Source organism: Bacillus sp. ABA4_010, assembly GCF_056159105.1.
The window spans coordinates 1,721,841-1,746,426 of the sequence record NZ_JBSWUN010000003.1 but is presented as its reverse complement, the minus strand read 5'-3'; the positions used below and the strand labels follow the sequence as shown (position 1 = coordinate 1,746,426).

Here is a 24,586-nt window from a genome sequence, read left to right as displayed (position 1 = left end):
TTCAATGGCATAAGAAAAACCGGCATGTGCTTCCATTGCATGCCGGTTTTTCTCTCATCTCCCTTACTGTTCAGGGATGAATGCTAATTGTTCTATATCATACTGTAAGTGAACCTCTTCACCAATTACAACAGATGATGCCATTTCTCCGCGATCAACGACATCAAAAAGGCGGGAGGCTACTTGCACCTTCATGTAATAAAAGCCTTGCCTAAACGAAAGATCCTTCACTATTCCCGTTAAATAATATGACCGTTCTTCTTTTGGAGCAGACGCGGCTTTCACAACTTGTAAAATTTCCGGACGAACGACGAGCCAGCCATCCTGGTCTTTCATTGAGCCTACTTCCAGTTCGACAGCATCAGAAAGAAAACGACCATGACGGATTGTGCCGTGCAGTACATTTTTTGCACCTAAAAAGGTCGCTACTTCTGGAGCGTTTGGCTGTTCGTATAGTTGTCGAGGTGTACCTGTTTGCAGTAATACGCCTTCTTTCATCACACCGATGCGGTCAGACAGCTGAAAGGCCTCGTCCCGGTCGTGCGTGACAAACAAAATTGTCAAACGAAGCTCTTGATGAATGTGATGGACAAGCTCGCGCATTTCTTCACGAAGCTCTGGGTCGAGTGCACTAAACGGTTCATCCATCAGCAAAAGGCGCGGCTTTAATACGAGGGCGCGGGCAAGGGAGACACGTTCCTGCTACCGCCGCTTAAAGCGGATGGATAGCGGGAGCCGTACCCTTCTAGTCCGACTTTCTCCAGCATGTTTCGGGCTTGCTTAAGCCGCTCCTTTTTCCCTACTCCTTGCATCTTCAAGCCAAAGGCGACATTTTCCTCCACCGTCATATGCGGAAATAGCAGTGCCTGCTGAAATACCATGCCGAACCCTCTTCGCTCAGGAGGTAAGAAGGTAATCGTGTTCTCTCCAAGGGACACCTCTCCGCTGTCCGGTTGCAGCAAACCCGCCACAAGCTTCAAAAGAGTTGTTTTTCCGCAGCCGGACGGGCCAAGCAACGAAAAAAATTCCCCCGCTCGAATGGTTAAATGAACGGGTTTTAACGCAAACTGTGCATCCCCTCCATAATGCTTTTCCATACCGATAATTTGTAAATCTTCCATTGATGCTTTCCGCTCCCTTTCGCTGTATTACATATGCACACGCATTTTTTGGCTGTAATGTTTCTTCAGCACCCCATCCATCACAGCAAGAAGCACAATCGCCATCATCGCAAATAAAATCGTATAAGCGGAACCAATCGCCTGATCGCCGCCGCTAATGAATGGGAATAAAAGAAGCGGCAATGTCATCACTTGTCCGCTTCCGACGAGAAACGTAATTAAATATTGACTGAGTGAAATCAATATACTTAAGCTGGAACCAGCAATAATGCCAGGTAAAAGATGTGGCAGCACAACATGGACAAAGCGCTGAACCGTCCCTGCTCCCAGCATTCGGGCTTGCTCTTCCCATTGAAATCCTAATGTGCGATAACTGACCGAAAGCGCACGCACCATGTACGGCAATGTTGGAACGATATGCGCGAGTACGACACCGGTTATGGTTCCCGTTAACCCGAGCCGAATAAACGTGACATGCATCCCCATGACCGCCACAAAAGGCGGGATGATAATCGGGGCGTAAATGATGGCTTCCAACAGCCATTTTCCTTTTAGCTTCATTCGCGCTAACGCATTGGCGGCCGGAACTGCCAGTAAAACATTAATAATTGTCACTATAATAGCGATGACTAAGCTAGTACTAACAGCCGCCCACGTCCCAGCACTTTCAGATGCGACATAAGACCATGCTCTAAAGCTGAAGGAATCCGGGATGACGTTTGGCCAGCTCCAACCAGAAGAAACGCTTGATAAAACGAGCGGCACAAACGGAATAAGTGTGAACAGTACAATTAAAAGCAAAAACAATCGCTGCAGCCAGCCTATTGCTTTGTTCATCATTCCCATCCCCCTTCTTCTCCTGCACTCCAACGTTTGCTTAATCGATAAGCAATGAGGCCCAGCACCGCTGTTATAATCGCAATTAAAACGTTCACCGCTAACGCTTCAGGGCGGTCAACAAGCCCCCCGCTCGTATAAAGCTGAAACGAATAGACCGGCAGCAATCTCGGATAGGTCACTCCAAGTAAATACGGCACTTCAAAAGCAGAAAATGTAAAAGCAAAGACGATGAACGTCGCTGAAATCCATGCTGGCATCACAAGCGGAAGCACGATGTTCCGGATAAATCTCCAATCGTTCGCTCCGAATACGCGAGCGGCTTCTCTCCATGAACCATGAATCCTTACAAGTACAGGATAAACCATGAGCGACACGAACGGCGCCTCTTTCCAGACGTATGCCAGGATGATGCCAATGCCTCCACATTCATTGATTAGAACGGGGAAATCCGTTATTTCTTCAATCAACCCGAGCGAGGCTGAAATACTGGACAGCCAGCCGCTTTGCATAAATAAAAGCACCATTAAATACGCACCGACTAAATGCGGAATGGTTAACGGCCATTGATACATACGATGAAGCAGCCGACTTTTGACCGATTGCCCTAACAGGAGGAAACCAATTGCGATAACAAGGCCAAGCACTCCCGCTAGACAAGACGAAATCGCCGCGACCCGCAGCGTCAGCCATAAGGAATCCCAAAAATCCTCTGAATGCAGCAGACGCTCATAAGCCCCAGCATGAAATTCGTATTGGCCCGCTGCTGGAAAATAGCCAAAGCTGTGCAGCAAACCTTCAAAAAGCCCCCCGCAAAATAGGAGCACAATGACTCCTATTGTCGGAAGGACGAGTACGTACGGTTTAACGTTTGGCCACATGTTCCAACCAGCCTTTTTCAATAAAGTCAACATAAGAAGACGGAATTTCCGGCAGACGATGCGCTGCTAATACATCAACCGGCAGCGTTGCAGCCCCCATGTCGATGTCTGCTATCTTCTGTTGATCTTCTTCTAATAATTTTTCCGGATCAATTGCCATCAAATCACCCCATTGAGCCGGATCGAGCTTTGCCATTTGCGCATCAGGTGAAAGCAATTCATTAATCGCCACCATCGCCCCCGCTTTATGAGAAGCGTTAAACGGAATCGATAAATAATGGGTATTCGATAACGTTCCACCATCTAACACGAACGTGCGCGTTGTGTCTGGAAACATGCCTTTTTTCACTTCAGCAGCTGGGCGAACTGGATCATAGCCCATGGTCATCCATACTTCCCCATTGGCATAAAGCTGATCGAGCTTTGCCAAACTTTCTGGATACGTCTCACCTTTACGCCATAAGTACGGCTCGATGTCATTTAAAAAGTCCCAAACCGGCGCCATGGTCTGTTCAATGTTCGTTTGTTCTTCAAGCGGATGTAAATATTGCTCGTAACCGCCCGTTGTTTCATATAAAGCGTGACGCACGAAAGCACTTCCTGTAAAGTCAGGCAAAGCTGGGTAGGTGAATTTCCCTGGATGTTCTTTCACCCACTGCTTCAATTCTTCCATTGATTTCGGCGGATTTTCTACCTTGCTTTCATCATAAGTAAAAACAAACTGCGCTTTCCCCCAAGGAGCCTCTAAACCGGCTACCTCTTCGCCGAAGTCATTGGCTGTGTCCGGCGCATTTTGATCGACATATTCATTAGCATTTGGCAACTTTCCAGCAAACGCGCCCCATAAAAGTTCCTGCTCTTTCGCCGTTTTAAAGTTTTCGCCGTTCACCCACATAATGTCTACACTTCCATCTTGTTTCCCTACTTGCTTTTCATCAAGCAGCTGATTAATCACATCTTTCGTATCGTTAATCGGAATGCGCTTTAACGTAATACCGGCCTGCTCTTTCAAGCGCGGCGCTGCCCATTCATCCATGTAGCGGTTAATCGTCTCACTTCCGCCCCACATATACATGTTCACCGTCTGGCCTTCCGCCTCAGCCAACACTTCTTCCCAATTGGCCGTCAGTAAATCCGCAGACCCTGACTTCGATGGATCTGCCCCCGAACAACCAGCAACAACAAAAGAAACGCTTAACAATAAAACGATCATTTTATATACGTTGTGTTTCATATTGGTCTTTTCTCTCCTCTCTTATCAATCTCTTTTTCTCTAACGGTTTGTCAACTCTTCCATCTTATCATGGTCTATTCGGTTTTACACCGTTCTACCATCTTGAATGTGCTCTCAAAGATTTTCACATATGCATAACGAGTTTAGACGGGTGCCTTATCCCCATCCAAACTCGTTACGTTAGTTCACCTAAACCACTGAATGTATTTTTTGGCGAGCGTTGGAATCCAGCCGTCAAACAGCTTTTTGCGCCAATATTGGTCTGCTGCTTGCTGGACAGCCGCTCCGTGTGTCGGATATGGATGAATTACATTTGAAATATCGCCGATTTTATGGCCGTGCGCTTTCGCAAATACGATTTCCTGCATCCAATCTCCTGCATTTTTCCCAACCGCATGAGCACCAAGGATCACGCCCTTTTTATTTGTAATGACTTTCACAAGCCCTTTGTCATCACGGTCTGCCACGAAGCGGTCAACATCTCTAACATTCACTTTAAACACTTGAATGTCGTCTCCTGCTTTTTCGCGCGCTTCTTTTTCTGTCATGCCAAGATGGAACACTTCTGGCTCGGTGTACGTCACCCACGGCACGTGGTCATAGTTCACTTTTCCTTTTATACCAAATACCGCATTTCGGACGGCCACTTTTCCTTCCATCCCTGCCGCATGCGTGAACGGAAATTGGCCATTCGTATCGCCAATCGCATAAATATGAGGCACGGTTGTCTGTAAATAGTCATTGACGACAATATGGCCTTTGTTATGCTGAACGCCAATTTGGTCTAACTGTAATTGATCCGTATTTGGCGTTCTTCCTGCCGACAGCAAAATTTCATCTACGACTATTTCTTCTAGCTGGCCATTTTGTTCAATCGTCACGACTTTTTCATTTTGTCTAACTTCTACTTTTTTCGTTAAGGCATTAAAGCGGAATGTCAGTTCTTTTTCGAGTTCTTCTAATATAATCGGAATTAGTTCTTCATCTTCACGCCCGAAAATCGTCGGATTCGATTCTACGACAGTCACTTTTGAACCGAAACGAGCAAACGACTGCGCCATTTCAAGACCAATCGGACCGCCGCCGACAACGAGGAGACGCTTCGGTGCTTCTTTTACTTGAAAAATCGTTTCATTTGTTAAAAAGCCTGCCTCACGAATGCCTTCAATCGGAGGGATGTTCGGTCTTGAACCTGTCGCAATAACGATTCGCTTCCCTTCGATTGTTTCTTTTTGGTCAATTTGAACATGGTGTTTGTTCTGAAAAGACCCTTTCCCCTCATAAAGATCAACACCAAGCTTTTCAAATCGCTCTTTACTATCATGTTCTTGAATGTGGGCAATCGCCTCCTTCACCCGGTTCATCGCATCAGCAATATTGGCTTTCCCCTCCATGTTTAAACCAAATTGACGCGCCGTTGTAAAAGCGTGATGAACCTCTTTTGCCGCGGTGATGAGCGCCTTAGATGGAACGCATCCGTAATGGAGACAATCTCCGCCGAGTTCTTTATTTTTTTCAATTAAAGCTACCTTCGCTCCAAGACTGGCCGCACCTGCCGCTACCGTTAAACCTCCGGCACCGCCGCCAATCACAATTACATCATATTTTTTCATCATTTCTCCCTCGCTTCAACTAATATCTTACTCTATTACCCGACATCTTTCGTTTTATTCAATCGCTTTCGTATGAAAATCGGAATAATGGTTAAAAGGGCAAAGACCGCGACCGCCGCTCCGATCATCGCTGGATTGCCGCTAATGATGCTGCTGCCTAAAAAATTATAGGCGAATGTCCCAGGGATAATCCCAATCAATGTCCCGAAAAAGAAAGCGGATAAGCGAACTTTCGATACTCCAGCTAAATAGCTGATTAAATCAAAATTCAATACAGGAATGAAGCGGAACAGTAACACATAAAGAAAACCGTTTTCCTCCATCTGTGTCTGAATTTTTTGAGCGTTTCCTTTCCATTCCTTGTTGGCGATATTTTTCCCAAGCTTTCTGGCTGCCATAAAGGAAACGACCGCACCGAGCGTTGCTCCGATAATGGTATAAACCGTCCCCATCATCGCCCCAAACGCCAGCCCTCCTGCAATTGACAAAACCGAGGCTGGGAAGAAAATAAGCGGACGTACAGTATAAAGAACAATATAGACCACGGGTGAAAGCCATCCAAATGATAAAATCCAGTCACGAATGTCATGTGTGTCAAATTGTAAATACGATCGGCTGAACCAAACTGCTAGTACGACAAAGGCGAGAAGAATCGCTGCCTTTATCTTGTTGTTTACTTTGTTCATCTCTTTGCCTCACTTCACTTTCCATTCAAATTTGCTCTTTTTAGACGGTTAAAAGCAACTTAAGTTAATTTGTATTATAAAGCTTTTACCTTTGATGTGATGTAAGGCATCTTACATCCCATCACTTTATGCGAAAAAAGGAGATTGTCCCATTAATAATGTAAGAAGCATTACATACGACGGTTTTAACGTTATTATAGAATGGGAATATACCGTAAACGGAAGGTGAGAAATATGTTAGATACACATGCAAGAAAATATGTACAGCCAAACATTGAACGCGCGGCGGATGTGCTGTTAAAAATGGGCTTACGTGCCAACCACGTCACATTCCTTGCCTTTATCATCGGAAGTTCTTCCGGATTGCTGATTTACTTTGATCATCCTTTTTGGGCGGTGTATATGCTGTGGCTATCAGGATTCCTTGATGCTGTGGACGGAACGATGGCTCGCAAAACAAAGCCGTCTTCCTGGGGTACGTTACTTGATATTAGCTTTGACCGACTTGTCGAAATTAGCGTCATCCTCGGATTGGCCTTTCGCTTTCCAGACTCAATGTGGGCACTTCTTTTACTCAGCGTCTCGATTATTTATGCGATGACCATCTTCCTCACCGTCGGAGCTGTATCTGAAAAACAAGGAGTCAAATCCTTTTACTATCAGGCAGGACTGGCAGAACGAACAGAAGGCTTTATTTTATTTAGCCTCATGATTATTTTTTCCGACTATTTAACGGCGCTAACGCTACTGTTTCTCGCCGCTGAGCTATTTACAACATTCCAGCGATTGCGGGAAGCAAAAAAATTGTTAACGTAAAAAGGAACATGGGGCCTATTCCATGTTCCTTTTTGCTCCCTTGTGATGAAACAAACGAGAATACTTGCCTTGAAATGCCGATTGTCGGCGGGACAGTCGCAATCCAATCTAAGCCGTAAAAGACGGCAAACACAAGAAGTAACACGAACGAGCCTTCCGCTAAAGCAAATGGAAGCAACACAAGCGATCCCCCTCTTAAACCGTAATACCAAAATAAAAGCCATCTGTTGTCAAAACAATCAGATAACCAGCCTGACATCGTTATTTCCGATTCGCAAACGTAAAAAAAGACGACGAAAAAAGAACTTTTTCGTCGTCTTTTTAAATGAGCTTAATAAATATCCCTTTTCGTAAACACAAAAAACGAAATAAACAGCCCGACAGCCGCCCATACAGCAAGGACACTCATTGAAAAACCAAGAGTCATCCCGTCAATCGGTGGCGCCATTCCTCTTATATAATCCGTCAGTCGTAAATTCACCATAAAGAAATATTTAGCCGATTCCCATGAAGAAACCATATTAGCTAAAATCGCACCGGAAATTAAGGCCGCTAGCATCACACCCATAACAGCTGCGGTACTTCTCATTAAAACGGACAACATAAAAGTCAGTGTCCCGACAACGATGGCCACAAACCATACAAGCCCTAGCTCCATTAAAATGTATTGCCATTGATCAACTAAATGAACATTGTCGGTTATAAGTTCTTCTCCTTGAACGATGAAGCCCGTCAGCACTGGCATTGTCCATCCTCCGTATCCGAGTACCAAACCAGAGATTAAGTAAGACAATAGCCCGATGGCCAACGTAATAAAGGAAATCGATAAAATGAGCGCAATATATTTACTCAATAAAATTTTCCACCGTTTAATTGGCCTTGAGAGCAAGAGCTTAATCGTCCCGCCGCTCGCTTCCGAAGAGACAAGGTCCGCCGCGACGACCATCACCATTAACGGCAGCAGCAAGTCAATCGAGTTTTCGATGAACATCCGCATAAATGTCGGCGCACCTGGAGCCGTTGGATTAATGTCATTGTCTAAGTAGTATTGTTGCTGGCTTAAACGAATTTTTAAATATTTTTGCCATTCCTCGGATATCCCACTTGAACTGAGACGGTTTTGCGTATCGATAATTTCTTGTTGAAGCTGAGTACGCCAGTCCGTCGTTCCGAGCTGTTCTTGCAACGATTTCAGTTCCTTCATTTGCGCATATGTAAAGAGCGACACAAGAACGGCAATAATCGCAATAATAATAAATAACCGTTTTTTTCGAACAATTTTCAGCATTTCATTATAAACTAAGTTAATCAATCGTCTCACCTCCGGTCAGCTCAATGAACAAGTCTTCCAGTGTCGGAAGCTTTGTTTGAATTTCGCTCACCTTCACGCCTGCTTGCACGAGTTTTTCATTCCATAAAGAAATGTTGTCTTTCTCATAATGCGTCACTAACATGCCTTCTTTTTCACCGAGCACAGTCGTTTCTTTCTCTAGCAGCTCTCTTCCTTTTTCGAGCGGCTCGACTTTCCAAAGAACCCGTTCTTGTTCGGCTAAAAGGGTCTCAACTGAATCAATGCGGATAATGCTTCCTTTTGAAACGATAGCCACTCGGTCGCACATCAGCTGGATTTCACTAAGCAAATGCGAGGACACAAGAACACTCAGCCCTTCTTTTTCAGCAAGAAAACGAATAAATTCCCGCATCTCTCGAATTCCAACTGGGTCAAGCCCATTTGTCGGCTCGTCCAAAATTAACACTTTCGGCTTGCCGATTAATGCTTGAGCAATTCCGAGGCGCTGGCGCATCCCTAATGAATATGTGCTCACTCGGTCATGAATACGGTTTTGAAGTCCGACAAGCTCAACGACTTCTTGAATTCGTTCTTTCGGAACATCTGGAACCATCCGCCAAAAATATTCGAGATTTTCCCATCCGCTCAAATACGGATACAGCTCTGGATTTTCGACGATGCAGCCGATGTTTCGAATCGCTTTTGAAAATTCTTTCTGCAAATCATGGCCGCCAAGATAAATATGGCCGGCTGTCGGCTTAATGAGTCCAACAAGCATCCGAATCGTCGTCGTTTTCCCTGCACCGTTTGGCCCTAAAAAGCCGAACACTTCCCCTTCTTTCAATTCAAACGATAAACCTTTAATAATTTCTTTTTTTCCAATTTTCTTTCGCAAGTCTTGGACGACCAGCGTTTTATTCGAGTTATTCACCGTTGTCCGCCTCCTCGCTAAATGTAATAAGAGACGACACGCGGTCTGCAATGAGCACATAGCCATCTGCATTTGGATGGAATTTGTCGCTGTACAAATAATCGTTCACATGAAGTTCAAACAAATCGTACGTCGGAACAGATACGATCTTTTCATAAGCGGCCGCTGCTTCAGCTGAGTCAAAATTCCACTCTCGCACAATTTTAGATGTTGTTTTGGCATCCTCAAGGTCATTGAACGGATCGTAAAGCCCGATATGAAACACAACAGCCTCTGAATTCAATGCGCGGACGTCTCGGAAAATTTCATTGAGCGTTTCCAAATAACTTGCTTTCACTTCGTTAATCGTTTCTTCTGACAAACTGTCCAGTATTTCACCGCTTTGAAATAAATCGTTTCCTCCGATTGTCATGACAATCACGTCAGCTTGCTGAATTTGCCGTTGAATTTCCGGCTCTTGAAGCTGTTTGGCAAGTTGAGGCGCGCGCTGTCCTTTGATCGCAAGATTGGATAAAACAATCGGTTCGTCTGTTTTGTTTTCCAGCTCGTCCACTAAGTAGCCGACATAGCCTTTTCCAGACTGGTCCCCTGTTCCTCTCGTCAATGAATCGCCAAGTGCGACGATACGAAATCCTTCTGTTTCTTCCGCCGTTTCCACTGCTGATGACGGAGAGTCTGCTTTTTCAGCGGACGGTTTGCTAAAAAACTGGTCGTTCATCGTCCACCCTAATCCAATGAGCCATAATCCGCCTGCCAAAACAGAAAGAATGGCAATAAAATTAACGGTCTTGCCTTTCACGGTATCATCCTTTCCATACACATAATCAAGCAAAAGGAACCGATTTTTCTATTCCCGTTCCGCTTGCCTGTAAACACCCTGCCCTGTATGAACAGAGTGAGTATACACCGAAAAATGACAGCTTACTGTAATCTTCCTTACAACAGACTATCAATCTATTCATATCTTAATCGTATCCGGTCGAAAAAGAAAGAAACTTGTCTCATTAAATGTGTCACAAATAAAAAAACGACCATATTCCCCTTTTTCAGGTATGACCGTTTCCTTTCCAACATTTAGTTTTTCTCCTTAAACTTCCTTGCTTCATCTCAGCCAGTACGCGGTCTTCCCTAGAAAGAATCTCGTCTATTTTTTGTCGTCCATCATGTTTGTGATGTTCGATAAATCTTTCGGTACTTTATTATTTAAAACGGCTTGAATAATTCTCTCTTCTTTTTCTTTTGAAACGGGCTTATTTGCAAGACGGGACACTTTTTGGATTACTTGCCGCAATGTTTTTTCATCTTGCAGATTGGCACGTTGCAATGATTCAGCAAGCTTAACGACCTCATCCATTTTCACGCCTGTTTTCTTCTCCATATTTTGAAAAAATCGATTTAACAACCTGTCTTCCCCCTTTCCACACATCGTGCATGTAGCATCGTATGCAAGAGAAGTACATGTTGTATAGTCGGATATCTCGAAAAGCGGCTGCCTGCCTTGAGAAAAACGACCTCTTTTCGAGCAGCGACTTTCAAAAAAGCTACTAGAAAAACAGGCAGCTGCACCGGCAGATAATTTGCGTTTGTATCAAGAAAAAATAGTGGTTCCAAATAAAAAAGAAAGCTGGGCCGTCATCTTACTCGCCGCGTTTTTGGTTATCCTTTCCGTCTTTTTTCCAAACTGGACGCTTTCCGAACGAATAACGGCGGCGGTGGCAGGGTGGACCTTTATACTAAACGCTCCTGTTGTATGCATGGGATGCGGACAACCGTGAATCGGCTTGGACCGGCTCCTTACGTCTTATTAATTGTCCCGCCTGTGATTTTATGGCTGGTTAATTACGTGCATCTATGGATACTTCTAATCCTTCCGCGATAATTTCACGGTTTTTTGAGATTGAGAGGCTTAAGCTGTTTGCCTCTCGGCTCATTTTTTCGATCTTGCTTGTCACTTGGCCAAGTTCTTCTTTTTGTGTCGCTACCCCTTCAACTGATTGACGAATAAGCGAGAACAGTTGCTCCGTTTCCTTTGCCCGCTGAATCCCAGAATCCGTTTGTTTATTTTCCAGTTGAGTCGTCGTCTTAATTTCATCAATTTCTCCTAAAATAGAGCTAATAGATGTTTGGGCTTGTTTCGTTGCCTCTGCGCTTTCTTCAGACAGCTTTCGAATTTCTTTTGCTACTACATCAAAACCTCTTCCAGCTGCTCCAGCACGAGCTGCTTCAATAGAAGCATTAAGGGCTAAAAGATTCGTCTGCCTTGAAATGTTTTGCAGTGATTGAATCATTTTCACCAATTCACTCGATAAGTTTGACAACTTTTCTACCTTGTTCATTAAATGAACAGAAGATTCTTGAATGCCGTCCATCTCTTTCATTAATTCATTCATTGAAGCCTTTCCGCTTTCCGAATGAACGGCTGCTTCGCTAATCCCCATGTTAATCACGCCAGACAATGCTGACAATTCTTTTGAAGCATCTACAATTTGTTCGGCATTCTCAAGAAAGGCATTCATTTCATGTTTTTGAACATCCATTGTTTTTTTCGCTTTTAACACTTTGTCCATCGTTGCATTTCTCATGGTCTCATATTCTCCTACTGTTTTTTATAGAGGTTCGCCTTTAACATTCGGCATAGCCCTTTCCTCTTTCACAAGATGTATAATCCTCATTTTACGATAGCAATTCCATCATGAGCTGTAAGCAACCTTACAGTATCCATGTTCAATCACTGTTATAATAGAAGCAACTTTCATCAGCAAGGTTTTTCTTTCTTCTCTTCCTTGCGTTTTCACGTTGGGTCTTAAGAAATGATTGCTTGTTGAAACGCTATACAGAGCACCTACTTAACATATCGGATAGTTTGAGCGAATTGTTTCGTGTAAAACGCCGGCTCTCCTTAAAATTTTTGCCAAAGGGCATATTGGTAGAGCTCGCTTTAATTTTTCTATACAATGAGAAAAACAAGCACATCGATTACCATACTCGAACAACGTCATTGAAGGAGAACAACAGATGAAAACGATTATACTCATTGGCGGCGGTCACGCTCATTTACACTGTATCCGCCAGCTTTCACAGGAAATGACTTCAGCGTACCGCGTGATCCTCATTTCCCCTTCTGCTTTTCAATATTATTCCGGCATGTTCTCTGGATTTACAGAAGGTCTTTATACAGAAGAACAGATTCGAGCTGATTTACGAAAGCTATGTGCCAAGGCAGGAGCAGAATTTGTGGAAGACTTAGTTGTCAACATACAGCCTGCGAGCCGGGAACTTGTAACCTCAGGCGGAATGACGTTCCATTACGACGCTATTTCCTTTGATATTGGCTCGCAAATGAACGTTCCAGACGCTTTTAAACCGTATGTATTAAACATTAAACCGAACTTTCATTTTGCAGACAGCATTCGCTCCTTTCGCGCCTCCTCCCATCCAGTCATCGTTGGCGGCGGGGCATCGGGAGTTGAGCTTGCCCTTTCGATTCTTTCATGGCGCAAGAAACAGCAACTTGACCAAAATGTGACATTAATTAGCAGCTCTCCGCTACTTGCTTCATACGGGAAGGCTGCTTCCGCTAAACTGAAACACATCGCTTCCAAAAACGGGCTTATTTACTACGAAAATGAAACGGTCGAGCGAATGGACGAACAAACCGTTTGGACCAACAGCGGACGCAATTTGCCGCATTCTGGCGTTCTTTCGTTAACAGGACCTGCTGCTTCTCCGCTTTTTCAACAAGCGAACATCGCGCATGATCGCTCCGGCTTTTTAACGGTGAACGATTGCCTGCAAAGCATTGAGTATCCCAACATGTTTGGAGCGGGCGACTGTGTGACGATGCAAGCCTTCCCTTCGCTTCCGAAAAACGGGGTGTATGCGGTGAGACAAGGGCCTGTGCTCTGGGAAAACATGAAAAAGTTTCTTGCCGGAGAACCGCTTCGTCCATTTCAGCCGCAAAAACGGTTTTTATCGATTTTATCAACCGGCGATCATGAAGGGTTGCTGAGCTATGGAACATGGATTATGCACGGACGGCTACCGTGGACCATTAAGCACTTTATTGACAAACGATTCATGGCGAACTATCAACAATAGACCATTGGTTTCAAACAAGTGTTTGTCGGCTATATATGGAAAGAGAACAACAGAAACGATAAAGGAGTATGATATATGAGTACACCGATTAAAGCTTTTGTATTTGATGTATATGGGACACTGTTTGATGTCCATTCTGTGAAAGAAGAATGTGAACGATTATATACTGGAAAAGGAGAAGCGCTGAGTCAATCGTGGCGCAAAAAACAGGTTGAATATTCGTTTTTACGACAGCTAATGGGTACATATGAAACCTTTCATCATGTCACGAAGGACGCTCTTCGCTATGCCGCCGCGGAAAATGGCGTGTCATTAAGCGAACAAAATGAAACACAGCTGTTAGAAGCGTATTTGCACTTAACGCCGTTTCCAGAAGTCCCTGATGTATTAAAACAGCTTTCGGGCAAAACATTGGCGGTTTTTTCGAACGGATCACATGATATGCTTGATCCTCTTATTACGCAGTCTGGGCTTGCTCCATTTTTCCATCATCTCATTAGTGTTGATGACATTAAACAATATAAGCCTGTGCCCGCTTCGTATCAGCACGCTCTTGACACGCTCGGCTTAAAAAAAGAGGAAGTATTGTTTATGTCTTCAAACGGCTGGGATATCTCCGGTGCCACACAGTTTGGGTTTCAAACCGCTTGGATTAATCGCGGCGGCTTGCCTGTCGAACAATTAAATGTAACGCCTAATCACATCTATAGCGATTTGACCGGAATTTTACAATGGGCGAAATAAAAAAAAGAGACTGGGCACTGCCCGTCTCTTCTCTTATGGTCATTATTGAGATTGATAAACCGCTCGCTCTACCGCAGCGGCCACTTTTTCGTGAACCGTTAAATCCAATGGATGTGGAACTAAATCACCAGGTTTTGTTTCTTCTGCAATAGCTTGCGCTGCGGCTACAAGCATTTCGTGCGTAATGTTGCGTGAGCCTGCATTCAGCACCCCGCGGAAAATGCCTGGGAATCCAAGCACATTGTTGACCGAACGGCCGTCTGCCGCATAAGCCGCTCCAGCTTGCAGCGCCTCTTCTGGTTCAATTTCCGGCTTTGGATTTGATAACGCTAAAATGATTTGCCCTTCACGTACCCACTCTTTTTTAATAAGGCCAGGAACGCCTGTTGTTGCAATGACAATATCAGATTTCTCCATTAGCTCTTCAAGGCTTTCAACAGGCGTGCCGCCATAGCCTTTCAAACGCTCCTTCGCATCCGCTGATTTGTCCGCTCCAAACACATTTGGAACACCGTAAGCCATAAACATACGGCAAATGGCTAGACCCGCCGCTCCGAGACCAATTTGGCCAACCGTTGCCGTTTCTAAGTTCACACCTGCACTTTTACAAGCTGACAGCACCGCCGCAAGCGTCACCACCGCTGTTCCGTGCTGGTCGTCATGCATAACCGGAATGGGCAAGTCGCGCTTTAGACGCTCTTCTACTTCAAAGCAATGCGGCGAACCAATATCTTCAAGCAAAATGCCGCCAAATCCAGGTGCAATGTTTTTAACCGTTTGCACAATTTCATCCGGATCTTTTGTATTTAATAAAATTGGAATACCATTAATGCCAGCAAGCTGGTCAAATAACGCAGCCTTCCCTTCCATTACCGGCATACCTGCAACTGGACCGATATCACCTAAACCAAGAATCGCCGTTCCATCCGTCACAATCGCAACGGTATTGCTAATATTCGTATAAATTTTCGCCTTTTCCGGCTCTTTCTCGATCACACGGCAAACGTTTGCTACGCCTGGAGTGTACACGCGTCTTAAATCAGCAAGCGATTGAATCGGCATTTTACTTTTCATCTGAATCTTCCCGCCTTCATGGGCACGAAGAACGTCATCTGATACCGTATGTAAGCGAATGCCGCCACCAAGACTATGAATCGCTTCCAATAAAGCGGCCAACTTTTCTTCATTCTCGACTTGCACGGTAATGCTGCGCTTCGTATAGTTGGCGCCCACTTGCACCGTTTCAATCTCACCGATGTCTCCGCCGGCAAGCCCGATAGCTGTAGCTACTTTCCCTAAATTTCCTGGAGAGGATGGAGTTTGTACAAGCAATGTTCGAATGATATGTTTATTAATCATAACTAAATTCCTCCAAATACTTTTCATCGTTGCTGGTCGTTCAGGCAAAACCATCTTTTACTAAAAAAACATCCTTGTCCATTTTACAATGTCAGCGCTTTTAAATAAAGCGTTTCCACTCAATAATCTTTCCGTAACGGACAATAACTTTTTTTCCATGCTTGCAGAAACGTACTGCGACATGAGCCAACGCCTTGCTTTTTTTTGAAAAAGCCCGTCATGATGACTCAATGACGGGCCCTACACCTTATCCTTATAACCGGTCAAAAAGGGCATTGCCTGCGATGCCGGGGTTTGTCATTTCATATGGATTTAAAATTAAATCTAACTCTTCTTCTGTTAAAACATCATACTGAAGGCAAAGCTCGCGCACCGATTTTCCCGTCAAAATCGCTTCACGTGCAATACGCGCCACCGCTTCATAACCAAGATGCGGATTGACAGCCGTAATAATGCCAACACTTTTTTCCACATATTCTTTCATGCGATCTTCATTCGCTTCAATCCCCGCTAAACAATGGTCTGTAAAGCTGCGGAACGCATTGTTCATAATGCTGAGCGATTGAAGAAGGTTAAAGACGAGCACTGGCTCCATTACGTTCAATTCAAGCTGCCCTGCTTCGGATGCTAAACAAATCGTATGGTCATTTCCGATGACTTGAAAAGCAACCTGATTAATAAGTTCAGGCATAACCGGATTGACTTTCCCCGGCATAATGGAAGAGCCTGGTTGACGGGCAGGAAGGACGATTTCCCCAAGCCCCGCGCGTGGACCTGATGCCATTAGGCGCAAATCGTTCGCAATTTTAGACATGTTAATCATACAGACTTTCAATGCAGCAGATACTTCTGTATACGCATCTGTATTTTGCGTAGCATCTACAAGATGGTCTGCGCCAACAAGCGGCAAACCGCTAATATCAGCAAGATGCTTCACCACATTTTCAATATAGCGCGGGTCTGCATTTAAGCCTGTCCCGACTGCCGTTGCCCCCATGTTCACTTCGTATAAATGAGCTCGTGTTTGCGAAATTCGTTTAATATCACGTTCCACCACTCGGCTGTACGCTTCAAATTCTTGACCTAGACGAATCGGCACCGCATCTTGAAGATGAGTTCGCCCCATTTTAATGACATGGTCAAACTGTTGCGCTTTTTCTTTAAACACTTTTAGCATGCTTGTCATCGTTTCAAGCAGCTTTTCGACTAAGTTCAACGTAGAAATGTGAATCGCAGTTGGAAAAACGTCATTCGTCGATTGCGACATATTCACATGACTGTTCGGGCTCGCATGAGCGTAATCGCCTTTTGAATGTCCCATCAGCTCAAGTGCACGATTTGCAATGACTTCATTCGCATTCATGTTAATGGATGTGCCCGCTCCCCCTTGAATCGGGTCCACGATAAAATGTTCATGCCATTGCCCTGCAATGATCTCGTCTGACGCTTGAACAATCGCTTCACCAATTCCTTCATACAGACGTTTTACATCCATATTGGCAAGAGCTGCCGCCTTTTTCACCATTGCCACTGCTTTAATCATTTCTTCATGCAGCTTATACCCTGTAATCGGGAAGTTTTCTACTGCTCGGAGTGTTTGAATTCCGTAGTATGCATTTGCGTCAATTTCCTTTTCACCAAGGAAATCTTTTTCTAAGCGGTATGCTTTTGTTTGTTCCATGGTGTCACCTGCTTTCTTCATCATATTGAATCGTTATATCATCGGCAATTGGAGTTTCCATCATCTTTTTTGCCTCTTGTGGACTGTTCGTTTGACCAAGCACCCACATTAATTTAGGGACGATTGCTTCGGTGTTCATATTTCGCGAGCGAATAATGATGCTTTGATCTACTTTTCGCCCCACCTCATAGATAGTCATATCTTCCCCTTCTTCTAAACATTGAGTCGTAATCACGACAGAAACGCCGCTTGCCGTCAGCTCATTTAGCTTCGTTAAAATGTCTCTTCCTTGAAACGGAACACCTCCGCTTCCGTAGCTTTCAATGACAATTCCCCGGTATAAACCTTTTAAGTGGTCGAACAGTTCTGGCTTCATTCCCGGATAGAGCTTCATTAAAAACACATCTGTGCAAAGGGCAGTATTTAACTCAATCGGTTGTTCAGGTTCACGATTAACTGGCTTATTATACTCAATACGCTCATCTGTAATCGAGGCAATATAAGGATAATTAATGCTTTCAAATGCATCATAGCTTTTCGTTCTTAGCTTAATCGCTCTCGTTCCTTGAATGACTCTGCCGTCAAACACGACATAGACACCGCCAGGCCCTTCACATGCAAACCGAATCGCATCGGACACGTTTTTCTTCGCATCTGTTTTCTGATAGATGATCGGAATTTGAGAACCTGTCACGACAACCGGCTTCCCCACATTTTGCAGCATGTAAGAAAGAGCCGCTGACGTATACGCCATCGTATCTGTCCCATGGGTAATTACAAACCCATCATAGTGATTATACTCTTTATAAATCATCTCAGCCATCTGAACCCAATGTTCTGGCTGCATATTTGTACTGTCAATGTTCATTAATGAAATTGCATCAACGGTATAGCTCTCATTCAGTCCCTTTACGTGACGTAAAAGCTCATCTACGTCCACTCCGGGAGAGAGACCATTTTCCCCTTGTACAGAAGCAATCGTTCCGCCAGTTGTAAGCAGCAGCAGCTTTTTCATTCATTCCCCTCCTGATAAAAACAGCGTTGTCCTATATTATGAGTCGAAACATTCCTATGTAACATACGCTTTTCGCGTACTTTCCACCGTTATTATAGTCACGAAACGAGCAGAAATCAAGAAAATATTATTCAATACGCGTACATTTTATTTTCAGATGATGTTATAATAACTTCGAGTAAAGGAGCGTTGAACGATGATTTTAAGTAGATTAACTGCCTTGCGCAAACAGAAAAAATGGTCTCTCCAAGATGTCGCTGATCAGCTTGGAATTGCCAAAAGTACATATGCCGGATATGAATCTGGTTACCGCCGCCCTTCATTAGAAGCGATGAAGCTCATGGCCGACTTATTCGACACGTCCATCGACTACCTGATTGGCAGAACAGACGATCCGGCGGTTTTCACTGCATCTCCCGATGTGGTCGAAATTACCGAAAACGAGGCAGAACAGTGGTCCATTGACGGAATCCCACTTTCATCGGAGGAAGTTCGGCAATTTATCGCTTTCATTCGCGCAAAGCGGGCAATAGAGAATGAGTAGTCGAGAGCTGCCCGCTTCCAAAAACGCAACAAGGAGACCGACCCAAATAAAGTTTGGGCCCATCTCCTTGTTCATTGCCGTAACACCGCAAAGATATTAATTTGATTTTAAATTTTTCCCAATGTATTGAACAACTTTTCGCAGCTCCGTCGCACTCGGACGTCCGAACGGGCTTGTCTGCTTTTGCTGGTAAAGCAAACGACCTTTTTCATCGACAAGGAAATAAGCTGGTTCCCCGTGCGCACCATGGTCTTCATAAGGCGCATCTTCTCCGTGATAAAACACATCGAAAGCTTTTAACGCCGTCAATTCTTCATCCGCCAATACTGGGAAAGAAAGCTGATGCTCTTGCGCCATTTCTTTTAAGCTATCGAGCTTGTCTGTTGAAATGGTAATGATATGCACATTTTTCCCTTCAAAGAAGCTCTTGCTCTCTTCTAGTTCCTTCAAGTCCTGAACACAAACCGGGCACCATGATCCTCTAAAAAAGATAATGAGATGCCATTTTTGATGCTCACTTTGATGTGCCTCTAATGAAAATTGCTCACCAGACACAGATGGTAACGTAAAAGTTGGAATGTTGTCGCCTAGTTTAAAATTAGCCATGCTTTTTTCCTCCTTGTATATGTAATGATGAAACACTTTTATATTATCGTGTGCTTAAAAAAATATATGTAACGTATCTTACAAAAAAGAAAGAATACCGAGAATGCTTGCTCGTAAAAGCATCCCCGGCCTGTTCATTTAGTGTCTTTCTTAAAGGAAAAACCATCCCGTACAAGCTCCGCCAAATTCGGAAGTGAAAAGAAAAAAAGATTGGACATCCACACTGCACGTTCATTTTTCTCCTCTTGTTTTTGCCATGCCGCAAGCATCGCTGAAAGCCCGAGAGCCCCAGCTCCGCCCCCTCCGCTGACAAGAACGAGCCACATATAATCGCCTACCGACTGTGAAAGCGTTATCATAAATAAAGACATTAAAATTCCGCAAAAAAGACCCATTTTCATGCTTATCCCCTCCATTCGTCCTATTGTACAAGTCGCCATAATTGTTGTTTGATTTTCGATTATTACTACTATATGTACGAAATCGATAAGACGACCTTTCTTTTTACCTAGAAAAGCAAAAAAAGAACCTTTCACTTTGTCAAATTTGTGAAAGGTCATTTCCACTGAGGATTTTTTCGTCTCATTAAAAAATAAGACACACCAATCGCCTGGCAAATGGTTACATAATGAAGCAACATTAACAATAAAATACCCGTGTTCATCCCCATAATGACACCGACCATCCCAAAGCCGTTTTGAGAGCCAAAATAATAAATCATGGAAAATGAAATAATATGGGACCAGACCGTATGGTACAAGGCGTCTTTCACTAAACCTAGCCCAATTAAATACGCTTGAAGCGGGACGGCAAAAAAATGAAACAAAAAGTACGGCCATAAGGCGTGGACGTAAAAGACCGCTTCTGGTGAACGGAAAAACAAATTCGTGAGCGGTTCTGCGAACACGTACATAATGATAATCGCTGGCAATCCATATAAAAAGGTGAGCTGCATCGATTGCTGAAGCAATTGCTGCAATTTTTCCGTGTCTTGCTTCGCGTACGCTTCTGAAACGGATGGAATAAGAGCGACAAGCAGTGAATGGGCGAAAAAGGCCGGAAAAAAGCCAATCGACATCGCCACTCCTGCCATTAACCCGAAGTGCTGATTGGCAAGACTTGCCGTCAATCCTGACAAAACAAGTGCCTTTTTAATTAAAAACGGCTGAATGGCATTGGCGACGGAATTGAAAATGCGCAGACCCGTGGTCGGAAGCGACACCGATAATAATTTTCGGCGCACATCTTTTGCATTCATTTCGTGATGATTCGTTTTCGGAATGCGATGCAGCTGCAACACATAGATGACAAGTAAATATAAAAGAACGACTCCTTCGCTCGCAATAAGAGTGCAAATCGCCGCAAACAAGGCCACTTCCGTTGTGACGAAATGAAAGGCTTGAAATAAGACAAATAAAATGGTCAACTGAATCGCTTTTCGAATGAAGTTGGAGACGGCAATGGCTGACATATGATGGACCCCCATAAAGTAGCCACGCAGCACAGCCGAATATGAAATAATCGGAATAAATCCGATGACGACCCATTTAATCAGTGGGTGATGTTCATGAAAGATTGGGATGTAGGGAAATAAAAATAACCCGATCACCATCAACACCGCAGCAAGCATCGTCACGAACGAAAGCGCATGCCCAAGCATATGCCGGTGCTCCTTGCGGTCGTGCTCTGTCAAAAATTTCGAAACCGAGACGGGTAACTCCAAATTCGCAATGGTCACAATCAAAAAAATCGTCGGCAAAATGGACATGTAAATGCCCATCCCTTCTTTCCCAAGTTCCCGGGCCAATACCATGTTCACTAAAAACTCCACCAACTCTGACACAAAAGCGGCTCCGGCTAAAATGAACGTTCCCTTTAAAAAAGTGTTCATGCGTCAAACTCCTCTATCATCATATCCTTTCTTTCATATATATGTAGACAAGCCGCAAGTCATCACCAATTTGAGCGGAACGCGAAGCAGTTCCGCTCAAATTGATGATGCAAAAGAGGCTGGAGAATTCCCCAGCCTCTTTTGCCAACACTTTTTACGTTCATTATTCATTGCGGTAAACATATGGGTCGGACGGTTCGCTAATGTTTTGCCAGCCTGTTACCTTTAAAATAGGAATGGTTTTTTTGAATGGCTGATAATACATTGTGCTAATGGTTCCTTGCACACTTACCCATTCATCTTGTTCAAACTTCGTCCCTTCTGGAAATTCGACAAGCATCCCGAACACGCCGGAATCAGCCACACAGTGAATCACACCAAAGCGGAAAATGAAATATTGATGATCTTGCATTTCGTCTGTATGGAACGTAAATCCTTTGAACTCAATCGTTTTATCCATAAACTGACTCGTATGGTTATACAAAATTTCCATCCCCGTCAAAAAGTTATCATCATGAAGGGTGACTGTTTCTTTCCCTGTATATTTTGGAAGCTGTTCATTCATAAGCTCCTCGTAACCTTCTTTTCCGTAATAGACGCTCGTATCCGGCTGCAAAAATTGATGCTGTTCATAGGGACTCGCATTATCGTACATCGGAAAATGAAACCCTTTTGCTTCTACAATGCTGGAATCCAATGTGGCTACCGGAAAGAAAAGAGCCGTCACCACCGGAAACAAATAAATCGGATACGAAAGAAAGCGCAACCACGCTCGCTTCGGCTGATGGTCATGACAGCCATCACACCCGCAGTCATGATTGTGGTCATGGTTATCGTCTTCCTTCATATAAAAATACAAGGAAGCAATCGTTAAAAAGAACAGCAAAAAAATTGTACTAAAAGAAATCCACGAATATCTCATATTCACATATTTTGCAATATTACCTGTCGCATGCAAATGCATAAAAACGAACGTAAACCCAAGTAAAATAATAACTCGAAACATACGGACTATTCCCCCCTTCTATTAAATGAGCAAGATGGAGCCGATAAACACAAAGACGGTGACATACACAAACAAATAGAACACAAATTTCGCTTTGAAGTGTCCAAGCATCATCAATGTATTTTTAATATCAAACATCGGCCCGAACACAAGGAAAGCGGTAATGGAACCTTCCGAAAACGTACTGCGAAACGATGACGCAATAAAGGCATCTGCCTCTGAACATAATGACAGCACGTAAGCAAGCCCCATCATGACAAGCGTCGAAGAATATTCTCCGCTCCCCACATTCAGCAATGTTGATGTTTTAATAAACGTTTGCATAGACGCCGCTACAAATGCCCCGAGAATGAGAAATTTTCCAACTGAAAAAAATTCATCAATCGTATGTTTAATCGTCCCTACTAGTTTCGTTTTTAAATTGCCACTATGATGATGGTGATGGACATGCGTGTCCGATTTCACTTGGGAATCCTTAAACTGTCGCGCTAAAATTAAGCCAACAAACAACGCCACAAGCAAGGCAAGCCCTCCCCTGTTCCACATCATCCCCCAATCATTGCCGAATGCTACATAGGTAGAAAACAACACAACCGGGTTAATGACAGGGCCCGTCAACATGAACGGAATGGCCGCATGAAGCGGTACCCCTTTTGCCATTAATCGGCGCGTAATCGGTACAATCCCGCATTCACATGCCGGAAAAAGGGCCCCGAGAAAAGACGCCCATACCACCGATAAAATTTTATTTTTCGGAATCGCCTTGGCCATCATTTCTTCGGTCACAAACATTTGAATAATTCCCGACACGATGACACCGATGAGGACAAACGGCAATGATTCAATTAATAAACTAATAAAAATCGTATTTAACTGTAAAAAAGATTCGTACGTCATAAAACTCCTCGCCTAGCCTATCTTTTTATTCTCTTAACCTACCTATTTTAACGAAAGAAACAAGTTTATGCAAAACAGACAAAAAGGGTGCCTAAAAAGGGAAAAAACACCTCTTTTCAGACAACCTCAATAAAAATTTTCAATCTTATTATTGACACTTCAGTTAATCATTCGACACTGCTTTACTTCGCGGAAGAACGTTCACAAGAGGTTCTTTAGACCTCCTGAATCATCCGCTTAGGTCTAGAAAATGGGGCATAACCGCCTTTTGGTCATGCCCCATTTTCTAAATCAATCTATTAATTTGTTTCTGGATTTTTGTTATCAAGCTCGTCCTTTTTCTCGCCATCGCTAATGCCGTTATCTTGATCGATACCATCACCGATGCCGTTCTCTTCCATTTCTTGCTCCAGTTCATTTACTTCTTGTTCCGCTTCTTCCATTTGCTGTTCTGCTTCTTGTTCCATCTCATTCATTTCATCATTCATAGGATTGTCAGTATCTAGTTGGTCCTTTTGCTCACCATCACTGATGCCGTTATCTTGATCCACTCCATCACCGCATGCAGCCAATCCTCCAAGTGTTAACGTAGCAGCCATTGTTCCAATCATCAGTTTGTTGTTCAAAAGTGATTTCATTCGTAGTTCCTCCTTTTAGTTCATACAAAGTAAGTATTTGTAGAGGAAATACCCCGTCTTTTTTTTCTTTAAACATAGGAAAACGATTATTTTTCAAAAATAAAGGGGGGTCCGAAAAGAGGACCGTTACAAAAGCCTAGGAATATTCCGGGTTTTCATAAACGGTCCATTTTGCATAAACAGAAAAACGATCATTTCCCTAAACATTTTAAGACTTATTGGACAGCCCCATCTCACTTCATACAACTACAGCAATCACTCGTTATTTTCTCTCATCTTCTGTTCTTATTCCATTCATCTTTAATTAATAGTAGCTATGACCGTGGTGATGACCTTGGTCATGTTTCGGCCAATGTTGGTCGTGCTTCGGCCAATGGTGTCCGTGTCCTCCATGTTGCGGCCACGGCCATTGTTGCCCATGTCCTCCATGTTGCGGCCATGGCCATTGTTGCCCATGTCCTCCATGTTGTGGCCATGGCCATTGTTGCCCATGTCCTCCATGTTGCGGCCATGGCCATTGTTGCCCATGTCCTCCGTGTTGCGGCCATGGCCATTGTTGCCCGTGCCCTCCGTGTTGCGGCTGTCCACCTTGATAATATGAATAAGGGTTATTCATGCTTTCCTCTCCTTTAAAGGGGTAGTAAACTCTAGACTACATTATGCACCTTCCTATAAGCATGTTCCCTTAAAAGAACCC

At 43.9% G+C, this 24,586-nt stretch carries 26 protein-coding genes and 1 pseudogene; 5 read left to right on the top strand and 22 right to left on the bottom strand.

From position 1 onward, the window contains the following. Positions 1-63 precede the first annotated feature (63 nt). The 7 genes from ACXAEO_RS09875 to ACXAEO_RS09845 all read right to left on the bottom strand — a co-directional run bounded on the left by ACXAEO_RS09875 (position 64) and on the right by ACXAEO_RS09845 (position 6,372). The gene (locus ACXAEO_RS09875) at positions 64-654 is read right to left on the bottom strand and encodes an ATP-binding cassette domain-containing protein (protein ID WP_474880363.1); all 591 of its coding nucleotides are present in this window, start codon (positions 652-654) and stop codon (positions 64-66) included. Between the two features lie 11 nt (positions 655-665). Further along, a complete protein-coding gene (locus ACXAEO_RS09870) occupies positions 666-1,121 on the bottom strand; it encodes an ABC transporter ATP-binding protein (RefSeq protein ID WP_474880361.1) in 456 nt (151 codons plus the stop codon). Positions 1,122-1,148: 27 nt separating this feature from the next. Further along, positions 1,149-1,961 carry an ABC transporter permease gene (locus ACXAEO_RS09865; protein ID WP_474880358.1) on the bottom strand — a complete coding sequence of 271 codons (813 nt, stop codon included), beginning with the start codon at positions 1,959-1,961 and terminating at the stop codon, positions 1,149-1,151. Further along, complete coding sequence (locus ACXAEO_RS09860) at positions 1,958-2,839, bottom strand: ABC transporter permease (RefSeq protein ID WP_474880356.1); 882 nt, start codon at positions 2,837-2,839, stop codon at positions 1,958-1,960. The genes ACXAEO_RS09865 and ACXAEO_RS09860 overlap by 4 nt, the downstream gene beginning before the upstream one ends. Beyond that, positions 2,823-4,073, bottom strand: a complete 1,251-nt coding sequence (locus ACXAEO_RS09855) for an ABC transporter substrate-binding protein (RefSeq protein WP_474880354.1) — start codon at positions 4,071-4,073, stop codon at positions 2,823-2,825. Before ACXAEO_RS09855 ends, ACXAEO_RS09860 begins: the two co-directional genes overlap by 17 nt. A gap of 185 nt (positions 4,074-4,258) precedes the next feature. Then, positions 4,259-5,689, bottom strand: a complete 1,431-nt coding sequence (locus tag ACXAEO_RS09850) for a dihydrolipoyl dehydrogenase family protein (RefSeq protein WP_474880352.1) — start codon at positions 5,687-5,689, stop codon at positions 4,259-4,261. Positions 5,690-5,721: 32 nt separating this feature from the next. Further along, on the bottom strand, positions 5,722-6,372 hold the full coding sequence (locus ACXAEO_RS09845; RefSeq protein WP_474880349.1) for a TVP38/TMEM64 family protein: 651 nt from the start codon (positions 6,370-6,372) through the stop codon (positions 5,722-5,724). A gap of 234 nt (positions 6,373-6,606) precedes the next feature. Here ACXAEO_RS09845 and ACXAEO_RS09840 point away from each other — a divergent pair, with 234 nt between their 5' ends. Then, positions 6,607-7,188, top strand: coding sequence for a CDP-alcohol phosphatidyltransferase family protein (locus tag ACXAEO_RS09840; RefSeq protein ID WP_474880347.1), 582 nt, complete (start codon positions 6,607-6,609; stop codon positions 7,186-7,188). Between the two features lie 58 nt (positions 7,189-7,246). Here ACXAEO_RS09840 and ACXAEO_RS09835 read toward each other — a convergent pair. The 6 genes and pseudogenes from ACXAEO_RS09835 to ACXAEO_RS09810 all read right to left on the bottom strand — a co-directional run. Next, positions 7,247-7,450, bottom strand: a pseudogene (locus tag ACXAEO_RS09835) (MFS transporter); the annotation flags it as partial. A gap of 69 nt (positions 7,451-7,519) precedes the next feature. After that, positions 7,520-8,500 (bottom strand): ABC transporter permease, encoded by a 981-nt coding sequence (locus ACXAEO_RS09830; protein WP_474880344.1) that lies wholly within the window; start codon positions 8,498-8,500, stop codon positions 7,520-7,522. Continuing rightward, the gene (locus ACXAEO_RS09825) at positions 8,493-9,410 is read right to left on the bottom strand and encodes an ABC transporter ATP-binding protein (RefSeq protein WP_474880342.1); all 918 of its coding nucleotides are present in this window, start codon (positions 9,408-9,410) and stop codon (positions 8,493-8,495) included. The genes ACXAEO_RS09830 and ACXAEO_RS09825 overlap by 8 nt, the downstream gene beginning before the upstream one ends. Then, on the bottom strand, positions 9,403-10,209 hold the full coding sequence (locus ACXAEO_RS09820; RefSeq protein ID WP_474880340.1) for an SGNH/GDSL hydrolase family protein: 807 nt from the start codon (positions 10,207-10,209) through the stop codon (positions 9,403-9,405). The genes ACXAEO_RS09825 and ACXAEO_RS09820 overlap by 8 nt, the downstream gene beginning before the upstream one ends. 345 nt (positions 10,210-10,554) lie before the next feature. Further along, the gene (locus ACXAEO_RS09815; RefSeq protein ID WP_474880339.1) at positions 10,555-10,812 is read right to left on the bottom strand and encodes a stage VI sporulation protein F; all 258 of its coding nucleotides are present in this window, start codon (positions 10,810-10,812) and stop codon (positions 10,555-10,557) included. 433 nt (positions 10,813-11,245) lie between these two features. Further along, the gene (locus ACXAEO_RS09810; protein WP_474884072.1) at positions 11,246-11,779 is read right to left on the bottom strand and encodes a methyl-accepting chemotaxis protein; all 534 of its coding nucleotides are present in this window, start codon (positions 11,777-11,779) and stop codon (positions 11,246-11,248) included. A gap of 646 nt (positions 11,780-12,425) precedes the next feature. Here ACXAEO_RS09810 and ACXAEO_RS09805 point away from each other — a divergent pair. Continuing rightward, positions 12,426-13,508 (top strand): FAD-dependent oxidoreductase, encoded by a 1,083-nt coding sequence (locus ACXAEO_RS09805; RefSeq protein WP_474880336.1) that lies wholly within the window; start codon positions 12,426-12,428, stop codon positions 13,506-13,508. A 75-nt stretch (positions 13,509-13,583) separates the two neighbouring features. Beyond that, positions 13,584-14,252, top strand: a complete 669-nt coding sequence (locus tag ACXAEO_RS09800) for a haloacid dehalogenase type II (RefSeq protein WP_474880334.1) — start codon at positions 13,584-13,586, stop codon at positions 14,250-14,252. A gap of 42 nt (positions 14,253-14,294) precedes the next feature. Here ACXAEO_RS09800 and ACXAEO_RS09795 read toward each other — a convergent pair whose 3' ends face one another. The 3 genes from ACXAEO_RS09795 to ACXAEO_RS09785 form a co-directional block, all read right to left on the bottom strand. Further along, positions 14,295-15,611, bottom strand: coding sequence for an NAD-dependent malic enzyme (locus ACXAEO_RS09795; RefSeq protein WP_474880331.1), 1,317 nt, complete (start codon positions 15,609-15,611; stop codon positions 14,295-14,297). A gap of 253 nt (positions 15,612-15,864) precedes the next feature. After that, complete coding sequence (gene aspA, locus ACXAEO_RS09790; RefSeq protein ID WP_474880328.1) at positions 15,865-17,292, bottom strand: aspartate ammonia-lyase; 1,428 nt, start codon at positions 17,290-17,292, stop codon at positions 15,865-15,867. Between the two features lie 4 nt (positions 17,293-17,296). Then, positions 17,297-18,307 (bottom strand): asparaginase, encoded by a 1,011-nt coding sequence (locus ACXAEO_RS09785; RefSeq protein ID WP_474880325.1) that lies wholly within the window; start codon positions 18,305-18,307, stop codon positions 17,297-17,299. A gap of 196 nt (positions 18,308-18,503) precedes the next feature. Between ACXAEO_RS09785 and ACXAEO_RS09780 the strand changes: the two genes are divergently transcribed. Continuing rightward, a complete protein-coding gene (locus ACXAEO_RS09780) occupies positions 18,504-18,851 on the top strand; it encodes a helix-turn-helix domain-containing protein (RefSeq protein WP_474880321.1) in 348 nt (115 codons plus the stop codon). A gap of 96 nt (positions 18,852-18,947) precedes the next feature. Here the strand turns inward: ACXAEO_RS09780 and ACXAEO_RS09775 are convergent, their stop codons facing one another. The 6 genes from ACXAEO_RS09775 to ACXAEO_RS09750 form a co-directional block, all read right to left on the bottom strand. Beyond that, positions 18,948-19,457, bottom strand: a complete 510-nt coding sequence (locus ACXAEO_RS09775) for a peroxiredoxin family protein (protein ID WP_474880319.1) — start codon at positions 19,455-19,457, stop codon at positions 18,948-18,950. Between the two features lie 134 nt (positions 19,458-19,591). After that, positions 19,592-19,858, bottom strand: a complete 267-nt coding sequence (locus ACXAEO_RS09770; RefSeq protein WP_474880318.1) for a hypothetical protein — start codon at positions 19,856-19,858, stop codon at positions 19,592-19,594. A gap of 155 nt (positions 19,859-20,013) precedes the next feature. Further along, a complete protein-coding gene (locus tag ACXAEO_RS09765; RefSeq protein ID WP_474880315.1) occupies positions 20,014-21,348 on the bottom strand; it encodes a polysaccharide biosynthesis protein in 1,335 nt (444 codons plus the stop codon). 163 nt (positions 21,349-21,511) lie between these two features. After that, positions 21,512-22,354, bottom strand: coding sequence for a TIGR03943 family putative permease subunit (locus ACXAEO_RS09760; protein WP_474880312.1), 843 nt, complete (start codon positions 22,352-22,354; stop codon positions 21,512-21,514). Between the two features lie 21 nt (positions 22,355-22,375). Continuing rightward, on the bottom strand, positions 22,376-23,251 hold the full coding sequence (locus tag ACXAEO_RS09755) for a permease (RefSeq protein WP_474880310.1): 876 nt from the start codon (positions 23,249-23,251) through the stop codon (positions 22,376-22,378). A gap of 299 nt (positions 23,252-23,550) precedes the next feature. Next, complete coding sequence (locus ACXAEO_RS09750; protein ID WP_474880308.1) at positions 23,551-23,889, bottom strand: hypothetical protein; 339 nt, start codon at positions 23,887-23,889, stop codon at positions 23,551-23,553. Between the two features lie 171 nt (positions 23,890-24,060). On the opposite strand from ACXAEO_RS09750, the gene ACXAEO_RS09745 reads away from it, so the two are divergent. Further along, complete coding sequence (locus ACXAEO_RS09745) at positions 24,061-24,522, top strand: hypothetical protein (protein WP_474880306.1); 462 nt, start codon at positions 24,061-24,063, stop codon at positions 24,520-24,522. Positions 24,523-24,586 lie beyond the last annotated feature (64 nt).